Raw genomic sequence first — 14,416 nt, forward strand, 5'->3', positions numbered from 1 at the left:
GGCGCCCGCCCGGCGCCGCGCTGTTTCGCTTCAGGACAGGAAACCGGAAGCCCGGTACAGGAAGATCAGGTACTGGATCCCCGCCACCAGGGCGGCAATCACCGTCGGGATCATCACCAGCGCCGCCAGGATCACCACCCCCGGGATCAGGGCCAGCAGGGTGCACACCACGGTGATCACTGTACACACCACATACAGCTTCCAGACAAACCGTCCCTTGGCGGCGGTGGCCGGGTCGCCGGTCTCGTCCAGAATGTCGGCGGTGATGTTGCACACCAGATAGACCATCACAAAGAACAGGATGCTGTTGACCACTCCCAGCGGAGGGATGAAAATCGCCAGCACCTCCACCACGATAGCGGCAATATCAATCCAGAAGGCCGTCCGGTAGCCATCCGCCGCCGCGGAGGCCTCATTCAGGCCCACCAGAATCATGATTGCGCCCACCAGAGCCAGGATGCCCCCGATCAAAGGGATAAAAGACAGGATCACCAGGATCTCGCCGATGAACACCTTGTTCAGGCCGCGGCCGGCCGCGGTATAATCCATCATGTCCGCTCCTCCTTTTTCTCCACGATCCGCACATCCAGCTGATTATAGGGGATCTCAATGCCGTTCTGGTCAAAGGCCGCCTTGATCTGCTCCAGCAGGTCGAAATACAGGTCCCAGTAGTCCACAGTGGCGCACCACACCCGGACGGTGTATTCAACGGAGCTGTCCTTCAGGGCGGACATCCGCACAAAGGGCTCCGGGGTAAACAGCGCCTTAGGGTGGGCGCCCACTACCGCCTTGATGCAGGAGATCACCTGCCGGGGGTCGCTGTCGTAGGACACGCCGAACACCAGGTCCACCCGCCGCTTCTCCTCACTGGAGTAGTTGGTGATCTTTTCCCCGGAAATCTGTCCGTTGGGAATGGAGATCACCTTGTTGTCCACCGTGGCCAGCTTGGTGTAGGCCAGACCCACCTCTTTCACCGTGCCGCCAACGCCGCCGGCCTCCACATAATCCCCCGCCTTGAAGGGTTTGGAGACCAGGACCTGGATGCCGCCGGCCAGGTTGGACAGGGTACCCTGGATAGCCAGGGAGACCGCCAGGCCCAGCACCCCCAGCAGAGCCACCAGGCTGGTCATGGGCACACCGATGTAGTCCAGCACGATACATAGGGTAATCAGCCACAGAATCACCCGAAGGGCAGCATGGATAAAGGTATGCAGGCTCTTCTCCATCTCCAGGCGGACAAAAGCCCGGTCCACCAGCTTGAGGATGATCTTCATGGCCACCATGCAGCCCACGAACAGCAGCACGATGGTAATGAGCTTCTGCAGGCTCAGATTGTTGAAAAAGCCGCTGACGGACTGGATGGTCTCCTCCGCGTCCTCCGCGGTGATGTTGGTAAGATTGCTCAGCATCGCCCATCCCCCCTTCCGGAACCCATTCTATCATAGCTTTCCGCCGGGGACAAGCCCTGTTCCTCCGCTGGAAACAGAAGGTATTATGTGTTATACTGGGAAAAAAGAGCGGAGAGCAGGTGGCGGCCATGAGGAACGCGCGGACGGAATTTGAGCGGCAGCTGGACCGGGAGACCGAGGCCCGCATCGCCCGGATGGAGGAGCCGGACTACCCCTTCCCCCGGCGGTTTTCCCGGCGGGACTGGCTGCTGTGGGCGCTGGTGACGGTGGGCAGTCTGGCCATGCTCATCCTGGGGGCCAGGCTGTGAGGGGGCGGTCCGTGGAGGACCGGGTGGCCCGGGAGGCCCTGTTCGGTTCCCTTCCTGTCCTTTCCGACCAGCGGCTGTACGGCTTCGCCGACGCCCTGCTCCTCCTCTCCGGCTACTGCATCGCCACCTGGAGCTACACCCAGGGGGCCTACCTGGCCACCCTGGTGGGGTTCCGGCAGCTGGTCATCGGGGTCTTTTTCGGGGCCATCCTCATGCTGTGCGTCTACCAGCTCCCCGTCATCCTGTCGGTGCGGTACGGCATCGACATCTGGATCTGGCTGCGGGCGGTGTTCGGCGGCCGGGGCGTCATGGTGATGACGGTGGTCATCATTCTGATCAACTACCCCTGGTATGCCGTGTGCGCCGACCTGTTTGCCGCCTCCATGATGCGTCTGGCGGCCCTGCTGGGGCTGGAGCTGCCGGGGAGCTTTCACCCGGCGCTGGGCCTGGCCTGCGTGCTGGCGGGCACCCTGCTGGCCCTGCGGGGGCCGGGGCCCATGACCAAAGTGACCCGGATACTGGTGCCCCTGCTGCTGGCGGTGGGGGTGCTGGTGGTGATCGTGGGATTCCGGGCGGTCCCCTTCCAGGTCATCTGGAACTACCGGCCCAAGGCTCAAAACGGCTTTGCCTACCTCATGTCCATTGAGGCCAACTTCGCCTTCGTCATCACCCTGGTGGGCGGCATGGCGGGGGTGCCCCGGCTCACCCGCAGCGAGCGCTCCGGCTTCTGGGCCGGTGTGCTGGGCCAGGGGGCGGCAGGCTCCTTCTTCGTGGTGGTTGGGGCGGTCATGGCCATCGCCACCGGCCACGTCACCGGCCGGATGGCAGAGGACCCCACCCTGATGCTGGCGGTGCTGGCCGCCCCCGCCATGGCCCTGTGCTCCCTGCTACTGGTGGCCTTCGCCAACATCGGCACCCAGGCGGTAGGGGCCTACCTGTACGGGGTGATGCTCAAGTCCGCCTTCCGCACCGCCGGCTACCGGGTGATCCTGCTGATCCTCACCGTCTACGCCTGTGGTCTGGTGCTGTGGGGTGGCGTAGTGGATTACTTCGGCTCCTTCCTCACCCTGAGTGCCTCCATCTACGCGCCCCTGGCCGCCCTCCTCTTTACCGACTTTTTCCTGGTGCGGCGGCAGAAGCTGGCCCTCCGCTCTGCCTACGGCCTGCCGGGCTACACCGCCTACCGCTACACCGGCGGCTTCAACTGGGTGGGGCTGGCCTGCGTGGCGGTGGGGGTGGTCCTGTCCCTGGCGGTCTATGACCCGGTGTCCGGTACGGTGCGGTGCGCCCTCTTGTTCATCCTGACCCCCACCGGCCTGTCCTTTTTGGGAACGGGCCTGCTATACACCCTGCTCAGCTATGTGCCCCCCGTCCGCCGCTATCTGCTCCGGGACCGAGGTGAGATCACAGTATGAAGAAACGAGACATCGACCCCACCCCCTTTGACCGGAAGCGGGAGCCGCCCCGGCAGAATCCGCTGATCATGCCCGCCCTGTGGCTGTGGTGCTGGCTGGCTACCCGTTCCGGGAAACTGCGCATCCATAAGATCAATATGAAAGGGCTCAGGCCCCCCTTTCTGGTGCTGGCTACCCACCACGCCTTTATGGATTTCTACGTCACCCCTCTGTGTCTCTTCCCCCACCGGGCCAACTATGTCTCCGAGCTGGAGGGGTTTGAGCACTACGGAGAGTGGCCCTACCGGCAGATCGGCTGTCTGGGCACCCGGAAATTCGTCAACGATCTGGCCCTGGTGCGCAACATCCGCCGGTGCATGGACCGGGGCGGCATTCTGGTGCTCTATCCCGAGGCCCGGTACGCCAACGTGGGTACCAGCTCTCCCCTGCCCCCCTCCACCGCCAAGCTGATCCGGTATCTGAAGGTGCCGGTTGTCACCATCAACATGAAGGGCAACTACCTCCAGTCCCCCATTTGGAACCTGAAAAAGCGGAAGGGGGTCCGGCTGGAGGCCGACGTGCAGCAGCTGCTGACGGCGGAGGAGGCAGGGATGCTGCCCTTGGAGGATATCCAGCAAAAGGTGGAAACGGCCCTCACCTACGACGAGTACGCCTGGCAGGCCCAACAGGGCATGGTCATCGACGCCCCCTGGCGGGCGGAAGGACTGGAGCACCCTCTGTATCAGTGTGCCTCCTGCGGTGCGGAATTCCGTATGGCCTCCAAGGGGACGGAACTGTTCTGCACCGCCTGCGGCGCCCGCTGGCGGATGAACGAGCTGGGGGGTCTGGAGGGTCCCCGGTTCTCCCGCATCCCCGACTGGTACGAGTGGGAGCGCGGTCAGGTAGAAGAGGAGATCCAACGGGGTACCTATAATCTGGACCTGAAGGTGCGGGTCCAGTCCCTGCCCAACGCGGTGAACTTCATCGAGCTGGGCGAGGGCAGGCTGCGCCACGGGCCGGAGGGCTTCGCCCTCACCTTTACCGACTACGGAGCGGCAGGGCCGGACACCCTGCGTTTCCCCGCCAGGTCCACCTTTTCCATCCACACCGAGTACGACTATCGGGGACAGGGCGAGTGCATCACCCTGTCCACCCCGGACAACACCTACTTCCTCTACCCGCTGGAGCCCGGTTTCAGCGCCACCAAACTCCAGTTTGCCGCCGAGGCCCTGTGGCGGTCCTGCAATTGATCTGAGAACGCAAAAGAGAGCCAGCCTGACGGCCGGCTCTCTTTTTATACAAGATACAAGAAAGACCTGCCCGAAGGCAGGTCTTTCCGTACAGAAGGAGAATTACTCCTCGATCTCGATAACAACGCCGGAACCCACGGTACGGCCACCCTCACGGATAGCGAAACGCAGGCCCTTCTCGATGGCGATGGGGGTGATCAGCTCCACCTTCATGTCGACGTTATCGCCGGGCATGCACATCTCAGTGCCCTCGGGCAGAGTGATGACGCCGGTCACGTCGGTGGTACGGAAGTAGAACTGAGGACGATAGTTGTTGAAGAAGGGGGTGTGACGGCCGCCCTCGTCCTTGCTCAGAACGTACACCTGGCCCACGAACTTGGTGTGGGGGTGAATGGAGCCGGGCTTGCACAGAACCTGGCCGCGCTCCACGTCGGTCTTGGCGATGCCGCGCAGCAGGGTGCCGATGTTGTCGCCAGCCTCAGCGTAGTCCAGCAGCTTGCGGAACATCTCGATGCCGGTGACGACGGTCTTCTTCTTCTCGTCGGTCAGACCAACAATCTCGACTTCCTCGTTCATCTTGATGATGCCGCGCTCCACACGACCAGTAGCCACGGTGCCGCGGCCGGTGATGGTGAACACGTCCTCGACGGGCATCAGGAAGGGCAGGTCGTCGTTACGGGCAGGAGTGGGGATATAGTCGTCGACAGCATCCATCAGCTCCTTGATGCAGGCGAAGTCGGGATCGTTGGGGTCGCCGGACTCGCAGGTCAGAGCGTTCAGAGCGGAACCCTTGATGATGGGGATCTCGTCGCCGGGGAACTCGTACTTGGTCAGGACCTCACGGACCTCCATCTCCACCAGCTCCAGCAGCTCCTCGTCGTCGACCTGATCGCACTTGTTCAGGAAGACCACGATGGCGGGCACGCCCACCTGACGGGCCAGCAGGATGTGCTCACGGGTCTGAGCCATGGGGCCGTCGGTAGCAGCGATAACCAGGATAGCGCCGTCCATCTGAGCAGCGCCGGTGATCATGTTCTTGATATAGTCGGCGTGGCCCGGGCAGTCGACGTGAGCGTAGTGACGCTTGTCGGTCTCATACTCAACGTGAGCGGTGTTGATGGTGATGCCGCGCTCGCGCTCCTCGGGAGCCTTATCGATGCTGGAGTAGTCCTCGTACTGAGCCTGGCCCTTCAGAGCCAGATACTTGGTGATAGCAGCGGTCAGAGTGGTCTTGCCGTGGTCAACGTGGCCGATGGTGCCGATGTTGACATGGGGCTTGGTGCGCTCAAATTTAGCCTTAGCCATTTTGGATGTTCCTCCTTAATTTCTGATCATGGGATAAAACCCTGTTTCCACAAATAAATGCGAAAATATTGTATAGCATTGCAGGGTAAAATGCAATACCTTTGTTGCAGGAAATGCCAAAAGACAGAGATTAATCCTCTTTGCGGCCCCGCTCGGCGATGATCTTCTCGGCAATGCTCTTGGGAATCTCCACATAGCTGTGGGGCTCCATGGAGTACTGGCCGCGGCCCTGAGTGGAGGAGCGCAGGTCAGTAGCATAGCCGAACATGCTGGCCAGAGGCACCAGGGCGTCCACCTGAGTGGCGCCGGGACGGCTCTCCTGGCCCTGGATCATGCCGCGGCGGCTGGTCAGGTCGCCGATGACATTGCCCAGATACTCGTCGGGCACGATGACGGAAACCTTCATCACAGGCTCCAGCAGCACGGGGTTGGCCTTGCGCATGGCCTCCTTGAAGGCCATGGAACCGGCGATCTTAAAGGCCATTTCAGAGGAGTCCACCTCGTGGTAGGAACCGAAGGTCAGGTGCACCTTCACGTCCACAACGGGATAGCCGGCCAGGATACCCGCCTGCATGGCGCCCTGGATACCGGCGTCGACAGCGGGGATATACTCCTTGGGGATCACGCCGCCGGTGATCTCGTTGAGGAACTCATAGCCCTTGCCGGGCTCGTTGGGCTCGATGGTGATGCGGACGTGGCCGTACTGGCCCTTACCGCCGGACTGACGGGCATACTTGGTGTCCTGCTCCACAGCCTTCTTGATGGTCTCCTTGTAAGCAACCTGGGGCGCGCCCACGTTGGCCTCCACCTTGAACTCGCGGAGCAGACGATCCACGATGATCTCCAGGTGCAGCTCGCCCATGCCGGCGATGATGGTCTGGCCGGTCTCTTCGTCGGTGTAGGTCTTGAAGGTGGGGTCCTCCTCGGCCAGCTTCACCAGAGCCAGGCCCATCTTCTCCTGACCGGCCTTGGTCTTGGGCTCGATGGCCACGCGGATAACGGGCTCGGGGAACTCCATGGACTCCAGGATGATGGGGGCCTTCTCGTCACACAGGGTGTCGCCGGTGGTAGTGTTCTTCAGGCCCACGGCGGCGGCGATATCGCCGGAGTAGACCTCCTCGATGTCCTCACGGTGGTTGGCGTGCATCTGCAGGATGCGGCCCATACGCTCCTTCTGGTTCTTGGTGCTGTTGAGCACGGAGGAACCGGTGGTCAGCGTACCGGAGTACACGCGGAAGAAGGACAGACGGCCCACATAGGGGTCGGTCATGATCTTGAACGCCAGAGCGGAGAAGGGGGCGCTGTCATCGGCAGGACGCTCGTCCTCCTCGCCGGTGTCGGGATCGGTACCCTTGATGGCGGGGATGTCCACAGGGGAGGGCATGAAGTCCACGATGGCGTCCAGCAGCTTCTGCACACCCTTGTTCTTGTAGGAGGTGCCGCAGGTCACGGGAACCAGCTTGTTGTCGATGGTGCCCTGACGGATGACCTTGCGGAGCAGATCCTGGGGAATGGGCTTCTCTTCCAGGGCCAGCTCCATGACCTCGTCGCTCAGGTCGGCGCAGGCGTCCACCAGCTTGGTGCGGTACTCCTGGGCCAACTCCATCATGTCGGCAGGGATCTCCTCCACGCGCATGTCCTTGCCCATCTCGTCATAGTAGATGTCGGAGTCCATCTCCACCAGGTCGATGATGCCCTTGAAGGTATCCTCGGAACCGATCGGCAGCTGGATGGGCACCGCGTTGCACTTCAGACGGTCATGGATCATGTGCAGCACGTTGTAGAAATCGGCACCCATGATGTCCATCTTGTTGACGTAGATCATGCGGGGAACCTTGTAGTGGTCGGCCTGACGCCACACAGTCTCAGACTGGGGCTCCACGCCGCCCTTGGCGCACAGCACGGTCACAGAACCGTCCAGCACGCGCAGGGAACGCTCCACCTCGACGGTGAAGTCCACGTGGCCCGGGGTGTCGATGATGTTGATACGGGTCTGGGGGAACTGGTTCTTGGAACCCTTCCAGTAGCAGGTAGTGGCGGCGGAAGTGATGGTGATGCCGCGCTCCTGCTCCTGAGCCATCCAGTCCATGGTGGCGGTACCATCATGGGTCTCACCGATCTTGTAGTTCACGCCGGTGTAGTAGAGGATGCGCTCGGTGGTAGTGGTCTTACCGGCATCGATGTGAGCCATGATGCCGATGTTTCTGGTATTCTGTAAGGTAACTTTCCTAGGCATACTCTAACTCCTTACCAGCGATAGTGAGCGAACGCCTTGTTGGACTCGGCCATCTTGTGGGTGTCCTCACGTTTCTTGACCGCGGAGCCAAGGTTGTTGGAGGCATCCATGATCTCGCCAGCCAGCCGCTCCTTCATGGTCTTCTCGCTGCGGTTGCGGGAGTAAGTGGTGAGCCACCGCAGACCCAGGGTCTGACGGCGCTCAGGCCGAACCTCGATAGGCACCTGATAGGTGGCGCCGCCCACACGGCGGGCCTTAACCTCCAGGGACGGCATGATGTTCTCCAGAGCGGTGGTAAACACATCCAGAGGGTCCTTCTCGGTCTTTTCCTTGATGATGTCGAAAGCTCCGTAGACCACCTTCTGGGCCACGCCCTTCTTGCCGTCCAGCATGATGCTGTTGACCAGCTTGGTCACCAGGACGGAATTGTAGATAGGATCGGGCAGAACCTCCCGCTTGGGTACGTTTCCTCTTCTGGGCACTTTGCTTCCCTCCTTCATAGTATGATTTCATAGGTACTCGAAGGCGTTTCAAACGCCCCCGTGTAAGACAAGTGCCTGCTTGTCCAGTGCCCCACAGGAAACGCACCTATATATATAGGTAAGCGCTTCTGCAAGGACAACTGCCTTGCGCTTGACGCGCGTTGATTCATTCGATTGCTTGGAACTGACAGAAGTAAGGATCTTACTTCTTGCCGGCCTTGGGCCGCTTGGCGCCGTACTTGGAACGGCCCTGCATCCGGTTGGCAACGCCCTGGGCATCCAGAGTGCCGCGGATGATGTGGTAACGCACGCCGGGCAGGTCCTTAACACGACCGCCGCGGATCATGACCACAGAGTGCTCCTGCAGGTTGTGACCCACACCGGGAATATAAGCGGTCACTTCGTAGCCGTTGGTCAGACGCACACGGGCGATCTTACGCAGCGCGGAGTTAGGCTTCTTCGGGGTGGAGGTACGAACAGCGGTGCACACACCTCTCTTCTGGGGAGAAGGCAGGTCGGTCTCCCGATTCTTCAGAGTGTTCAGACCCTTCTGCATGGCGGGAGAGTTGGACTTGTAGGTCACGGCCTCGCGTCCCTTCCGGACGAGCTGGTTAAACGTAGGCATGGTTTTCCTCCTTTCTTTGGTTCTGAAATATATATTTTAACGGAACAACCAGAAGTTATACCGTTAAAATCAAATTATTGCAGCAGCGCGGCCACCGCGCTGCCCACGGCGATGCCGCAGGCGGAGCCCAGCTCCTTCATCTGCGCCACCCGCTCCACGGGGATGGACTGCGCTTCACACAGGACTGCGATGGGATCGGTCACCCGAGGGTCCGCATCCTCCGCCAGGAATACGCGAACAGCCCTTCCGTCATTGATGGCCCGCTTGGTCTGCTTGACGCCGACCACCTTGGGCCCCTGCTTGAGTTCTGACAACATCGGGCTGCTTCCCCTTCCTTGCTTGCTTTGCGCCCCAGGGCTTTGCGCCCTTTTTGGCTTCGGCAGGCACACCTGCGCAATTTGGAATTATACCATATAGCAATAGTTTAGTCAATCAGAATTTCACTAGATTTTTCAGTACTTTTGGCCCGTTTCCCGGTCAGATATGCCAGCCCCTCCGTTCTGCCGTCCCGGCAGCCCCGGGGCTGTTTCTTTTTGTTATCATTTGTTGCCAGTTTCAGGATATAAACGGCGAAAAATGTTCTGCACCCATTTTTATTTTTTCTCTCAATCCATTGCGCCGCAATCGATTGACAATCTGAGACAAAATTTCCTATTGACTTTCCAGGCCAAAAGTGGTTACAATATGGTTACAATTCAGCGACCAACAAGTAACAGACTGTAACAGGAGGATTCCTAACCATGAAAAAACGAGCCCTTCGTGTGCTTGCCTGCCTGGCTATCTGCTTCACGCTGGCCATTCCGGCATACGCTACCGAGAGCGGCGTCACGGTTACCGTCAACGGTACCGCCATCGAGACGGGATTTACCTCTCAGGTACTGAATAAGCAGACCTATGTCTCCTATTATGCCGTTGTAAAAGCGCTCTATCCCGACGCCACCGCAGTGTGGGCCAACAACCAGGCGGAAGTGACCGCCACCGGCCTGAAGCTGTGCATCAAGCCCGAGGCCAAGTATATTGTGGCCAACGGCCGCTACCTGTACGTCCGCGACGGAGTCAAGGTGGACGGCAATCACATTCTGGTCCCGGTGCGCGTTCTGTGCGAGGCGCTGGGCGCCTCGGTCACCTGGAATGCCGCTACCTCCACCGCTACCATCATCGGCGGTTCCGGCCCCATCACTTCCGGCGACAGCTACTATGATTCCGAGGATCTGTACTGGCTCTCCCGGATCATCTACGCCGAGAGCGGCAACCAGTCCCTGGAAGGCAAGATCGCCGTGGGCAACGTGGTGCTCAACCGTGTGGCCAGCACCCAGTTCCCCAACACCGTCTACGGCGTCATTTTCCAGCGCAACCAGTTCACTCCGGCTTCCAGCGGATCCATCAACCGCACGCCCAGTGCGGAGAGCGTGATCGCCGCAAAGCTGTGCCTGGACGGCGCCAACACCGCCGGCAACGCGCTGTACTTCATCAACCCCAAAGTTTCCCCCAACAGCTGGGCGGCCCGGAACTGCACCTATGTGGCCACCATCGGCGCCCACGCTTTCTTTGCCTGAATTGTAAATCACGGCCCGATCCCCCAGGGATCGGGCCGTCTTTTATTTTCTTTTGCTTTTTTGAAAATAGGGCTTGACGTAGCGAAAAAATATGCTATAATAACTTTTACTGTCCGTCCTGAACGGCGGCAGGAATTGAATATGGAGTAGTATCGAAGTGGTCATAACGAGCACGACTGGAAATCGTGTAGCCGTCAAAAGCGGCTCGAGGGTTCGAATCCCTCCTACTCCGCCAAATTGTGTTGATAAAAAGATGCACAGCAAAAACGCCACACGAAAGTGTGGTGTTTTTGCTATTCTGAGCAAAAAAGAAGGAAAATGAAGGCAAAAAGTTCGTTTTAATAAAAGAGAGCCAAATTCACCCCAAACCGAGCCGCCTGTGATACAGGAGCGAAGCCAGAATGGACTGCACTGATTCAAACAGTTGAACATTACAGCAGAAACCGCCCACACTGTTCAGGAGAACCCTGAATGGTGTGGGCGGTTTTTTGTTTTCCCTGACCTTGGTACTTATGCTTCGGTTGTTCCCCATTCTTTGTTGGTGTTGGTAATAGCTTTCCCCATGCTTTCCAGCTATACTTGCGTTGCGATCAGCGAAAGGAGGACAGCAGGCAATGCCGGCAACAAAAAATTTATGTGCCCTAATTGACCTGAACCTCCATACGAAAGTATGCGAGGAACGGGAAAAAGCGGGTCAGACCACCAGCCAGTACATCACCCAACTGCTTATCGAATATTACGAGATGAAAGAAAACGGAGGGAAACGCGACATGACTAACAATGGAAACAGGACAATGGCCTTCCAAATCCCGGAGGAGCTCTTCCAGAGAATCAAGCATCACCTGGATCGTGAGAGTGAGCGCCAGGGCCGGAAGGTGACCCAGCGGGAGTTCGTCCTGGGCCTGATCGAGGAAGCCCTGAGCAAAGCGGAAGCGGCCAGTGAGGAGGTGAACACGGAGGCCGGGGATAACATGGAGGGCGAGGCGGAACCGGAGCCAGACCAAGTAGAAAGCGGGGGTGACGAGGAAGCGGACCAGACAGCGTAAGATAGAGTGAACAGCCCGGAGAGACACCCTGGAGACAGGGCGTCTCTCCGGGCTGTTTTTCGTTTTCGGGGAGGTGAGAAAAACGAAAGCAAGAACAGGCCATCGGTTCACGGACGCGGAGTTGGAGATCGCCAGAGAGACAGATCTGCCGGATCTGCTGGAACACCTGGGATATCAGGTCAGGCAGGTCGGCAGGTACCACACCACCAAGGAGATGGACAGCCTTCGCATCAAAAACCGCCGCACATGGCGCCGCTACTCTGAGAATACAGGGGGAGACGCGATTACCTTCCTTCAGCGGTTTTGCGGCAAGAGCTTCCCGGAGGCGGTGGAATACCTGCTGGACTACCACGGGCGGGCCAGGGATTCCCCCGCCAAGCCGCGCCCAAAGGCTATGGCAGAGCCTAAGCAAATCTCCTTTGTCCTTCCCCCAGCAGACGCGGAGCACCGCCATGTGTTTGCCTATCTCAGAAAAAGAGGGGTGGCGCCGCAGGTGATCCGCGCTTTTCTGCAGGCCGGCCTGCTGTACGAGGATGCCAAGCACCACAACTGTGTCTTTGTGGGCAGGGATGCCAGCGGAGAACCCCGGTTTGCCAGCTGCCGCGGCACATACGACTGGAACGGGCCGGGATTCAAGGGGGATGTGGCCGGCAGCGACAAAAATATCGCCTTCCGCCTCCCCAGCAGGCCGGAGCTGGATTGGGTGCTGGTGTTCGAGGCGCCAGTAGATTTAATGAGTTACCTCACCCTGCGCCGGCAGGTCACCAGCAACGCCATCGCCCTGTGCGGCCTGTATGAGGGCGCCCTGGATACTTACCTGAAGGACAACCCCCACATCCGGCGGATCGCCCTGTGCCTGGATGCGGACGGCCCTGGGCAGGAGACGGCAGAGAGGCTTCAGGCCAAATATGAGGGAATGGGCTACACCGTTAATATCCAGAAGCCGGCCAGAGGGAAGGACTGGAATGAGTATCTGCAGCAGCGTGGCCTGATCAAGGAGAGGAGGGATGCCCGCCAGTCCATGACCAGATAAGCATCATCCAGGCCTATCAAATGAAAAAAGCAACGGAGGAACCACAATGAAACACATTTTTACCACAGTGTGCGCCCTGGCCCTTGTCCTGGCCGGAACGGTCCCCGCGCTGGCCGCCGCGCCGGGGCAGGCAGCGGATTCCGCGCCGGACGCGCGCTATTATCCGGTTTCCGTGGAGGAATATACGGCAGGGGATCTGGACGAGCCCCGGATCAGCAAGACTTACCGGCTGTCGCGCACGGATGACCCCTCCCTCATCCCCCGGTCAGATTTTGAACGGAACGGCAGGCTGTATTATCTGCTGGACATGACGCGGGAGGACGAGATCGGAGTAGACGTCAAGGCCCACACAGAAACCATCACTATGGCCAGCGATACGGACAATATGGAGGAGATCCTGCAGCGGCTGGCGGCGGAGCTGGAAGTTACAACGGAGGACGGTTACACCGGGACCCTGGCCCTGGATCACACCAGCGTCAAGGTGGCCGTGGATGGTTACGCCACCAAGACCAAGGCCCTCTCCGCCAGCCGCACCTATCCGAACCTGTCCGAGGCAGACGTCTCTCTCATCCCGAAAAGTATCGAGGACAACGGCAAGACCCTGACCCTGGCAGACGTCCAATGGGCCAGTACAGAGCAGACAGACGGCGCGGGCGGGATCGTCACCCGCTACACCGCTGCCGCCAGCTATACCGGCTCCAGCAGCTACCAGTATGCCACCGGCTATACCGTGGCGGCGGACTATAGCGGTGAAGTGGCCAAGACGGACAGCAATGTTGTGGTCTATACGGCCATTTTTGGCAGTGTGGAAGCGCCGGAGGATAACAGCAATGTTCAGCAGAATATGGATCTGTCCGCGCTTAGGCTCCCTCTCTTAGTTGGCGGCGGCGTACTTCTGGCCGTTTTGGGCGGCCTCCTGCTGTTCAAGAAAACACGTGTAAGGAGATGACCCATGAAGCAATTGAAACTGCGCGGACTTTTGGCGGCGGCCATGTTGTGCGCCATGTGTGTTGTCCAAGCCAGCGCACTGGAATATACCATGGACGCTCCGGAGGACTACCTGTTCGCCCAGCCCACCAGCAACAATACCATCTATGAGCGGGAGGACCCCAACGTGGACCGGAGCAAGAATGTCGCCCTGATCCCGCCTGCCTTTGGGAGTCCTACCAGCTACCTCCCCGGCAGTGGTGAGCCCCTTACACCAAATCTGCTTCCCGGCGCCCTGGACGTCGGCCTGGTCTCCCAGGTGGGGAGCGTCACCTATCCCGCCGTGGACACAAGCTCCGGCTGGATCGGGACGGCCTCCACCGGCTGGACGGATGTGACCAGCGACCTCTACTACTCCGGCGGCCACCTGGGGACGCTCCAGATACCGGCCATCGGCCTGAGCGTCAAGGTCTATGAGGGGACCAGCAGTTCCGTGCTGGCCAAGGGCGCGGGCCACTTCCCGGACACCAGCATTTGGGCCGGAAATGTCTGCGTCGCTGGCCACAACCGGGGCGTGAGGGACGACTTCGGGGACCTCCACACCCTGGAGCCCGGCGATACTGTCACCTGGACCACCAAGCTGGGCACCCGGACCTACACGGTAGTGTCGGTGGAAAAGGTGCTGGAGACCGACACCAGCGGCGCCGCCGCCACCACGGACAACCGCATGACGCTCTTTACCTGCGTCCGGGATCAGCGGGCCTACCGCTGGCAGGTCCAGGCGGTTGCGGTATGAGCGTGCCGCGGATCAAAATTCCCGTACCATCCATCACGGAAAACCGGCA

At 60.0% G+C, this 14,416-nt stretch carries 15 protein-coding genes and 1 tRNA gene; 9 read left to right on the top strand and 7 right to left on the bottom strand.

The features are described from left to right. Nucleotides 1-30 precede the first annotated feature (30 nt). Both E0E41_RS04415 and E0E41_RS04420 read right to left on the bottom strand, forming a co-directional pair. Nucleotides 31-552 carry a hypothetical protein gene (locus E0E41_RS04415; protein ID WP_130868895.1) on the bottom strand — a complete coding sequence of 174 codons (522 nt, stop codon included), beginning with the start codon at nt 550-552 and terminating at the stop codon, nt 31-33. Beyond that, nucleotides 549-1,409, bottom strand: a complete 861-nt coding sequence (locus tag E0E41_RS04420; RefSeq protein ID WP_130868896.1) for a mechanosensitive ion channel family protein — start codon at nt 1,407-1,409, stop codon at nt 549-551. The genes E0E41_RS04415 and E0E41_RS04420 overlap by 4 nt, the downstream gene beginning before the upstream one ends. A gap of 128 nt (nt 1,410-1,537) precedes the next feature. On the opposite strand from E0E41_RS04420, the gene E0E41_RS04425 reads away from it, so the two are divergent. From E0E41_RS04425 to E0E41_RS04435, 3 genes are read left to right on the top strand one after another with little or no spacing between them, the layout of a single operon-like run. Beyond that, entirely contained in the window at nt 1,538-1,717 is a 180-nt protein-coding gene (locus E0E41_RS04425) for a hypothetical protein (RefSeq protein ID WP_130868897.1), read from the top strand. Then, nucleotides 1,714-3,132 carry a cytosine permease gene (locus tag E0E41_RS04430; RefSeq protein ID WP_165450498.1) on the top strand — a complete coding sequence of 473 codons (1,419 nt, stop codon included), beginning with the start codon at nt 1,714-1,716 and terminating at the stop codon, nt 3,130-3,132. Before E0E41_RS04425 ends, E0E41_RS04430 begins: the two co-directional genes overlap by 4 nt. Next, complete coding sequence (locus E0E41_RS04435) at nt 3,129-4,361, top strand: hypothetical protein (protein WP_130868899.1); 1,233 nt, start codon at nt 3,129-3,131, stop codon at nt 4,359-4,361. Before E0E41_RS04430 ends, E0E41_RS04435 begins: the two co-directional genes overlap by 4 nt. 102 nt (nt 4,362-4,463) lie before the next feature. Here the strand turns inward: E0E41_RS04435 and tuf are convergent, their stop codons facing one another. The 5 genes from tuf to E0E41_RS04460 form a co-directional block, all read right to left on the bottom strand. Further along, nucleotides 4,464-5,666, bottom strand: a complete 1,203-nt coding sequence (gene tuf / locus E0E41_RS04440; RefSeq protein ID WP_130868900.1) for an elongation factor Tu — start codon at nt 5,664-5,666, stop codon at nt 4,464-4,466. A 130-nt stretch (nt 5,667-5,796) separates the two neighbouring features. Beyond that, complete coding sequence (gene fusA / locus E0E41_RS04445; protein ID WP_130868901.1) at nt 5,797-7,902, bottom strand: elongation factor G; 2,106 nt, start codon at nt 7,900-7,902, stop codon at nt 5,797-5,799. An 11-nt stretch (nt 7,903-7,913) separates the two neighbouring features. Continuing rightward, nucleotides 7,914-8,384, bottom strand: coding sequence for a 30S ribosomal protein S7 (gene rpsG, locus E0E41_RS04450; protein WP_207303191.1), 471 nt, complete (start codon nt 8,382-8,384; stop codon nt 7,914-7,916). Nucleotides 8,385-8,586: 202 nt separating this feature from the next. After that, entirely contained in the window at nt 8,587-9,009 is a 423-nt protein-coding gene (gene rpsL / locus E0E41_RS04455) for a 30S ribosomal protein S12 (protein WP_087187743.1), read from the bottom strand. A gap of 74 nt (nt 9,010-9,083) precedes the next feature. Continuing rightward, nucleotides 9,084-9,326, bottom strand: a complete 243-nt coding sequence (locus tag E0E41_RS04460; protein WP_130868903.1) for a ribosomal L7Ae/L30e/S12e/Gadd45 family protein — start codon at nt 9,324-9,326, stop codon at nt 9,084-9,086. A 423-nt stretch (nt 9,327-9,749) separates the two neighbouring features. Between E0E41_RS04460 and E0E41_RS04465 the strand changes: the two genes are divergently transcribed. From E0E41_RS04465 to E0E41_RS04490, 6 genes are all read left to right on the top strand, one after another. Continuing rightward, complete coding sequence (locus E0E41_RS04465; protein ID WP_130868904.1) at nt 9,750-10,565, top strand: cell wall hydrolase; 816 nt, start codon at nt 9,750-9,752, stop codon at nt 10,563-10,565. Between the two features lie 143 nt (nt 10,566-10,708). Further along, nucleotides 10,709-10,800, top strand: a tRNA-Ser gene (locus E0E41_RS04470). A gap of 379 nt (nt 10,801-11,179) precedes the next feature. After that, a complete protein-coding gene (locus tag E0E41_RS04475) occupies nt 11,180-11,611 on the top strand; it encodes a translation initiation factor 2 (protein ID WP_130868905.1) in 432 nt (143 codons plus the stop codon). Nucleotides 11,612-11,732: 121 nt separating this feature from the next. Then, the gene (locus tag E0E41_RS04480) at nt 11,733-12,644 is read left to right on the top strand and encodes a DUF3991 and toprim domain-containing protein (RefSeq protein WP_242623689.1); all 912 of its coding nucleotides are present in this window, start codon (nt 11,733-11,735) and stop codon (nt 12,642-12,644) included. Nucleotides 12,645-12,690: 46 nt separating this feature from the next. Next, complete coding sequence (locus tag E0E41_RS04485) at nt 12,691-13,593, top strand: hypothetical protein (protein ID WP_130868907.1); 903 nt, start codon at nt 12,691-12,693, stop codon at nt 13,591-13,593. A gap of 42 nt (nt 13,594-13,635) precedes the next feature. Beyond that, complete coding sequence (locus E0E41_RS04490) at nt 13,636-14,367, top strand: class D sortase (RefSeq protein ID WP_130870765.1); 732 nt, start codon at nt 13,636-13,638, stop codon at nt 14,365-14,367. The last annotated feature ends 49 nt before the right edge of the window (nt 14,368-14,416 follow it).

The sequence above is a fragment of the Intestinimonas massiliensis (ex Afouda et al. 2020) genome (assembly GCF_900626285.1).
Taxonomy (GTDB): domain Bacteria; phylum Bacillota; class Clostridia; order Oscillospirales; family Oscillospiraceae; genus Flavonifractor; species Flavonifractor massiliensis_A.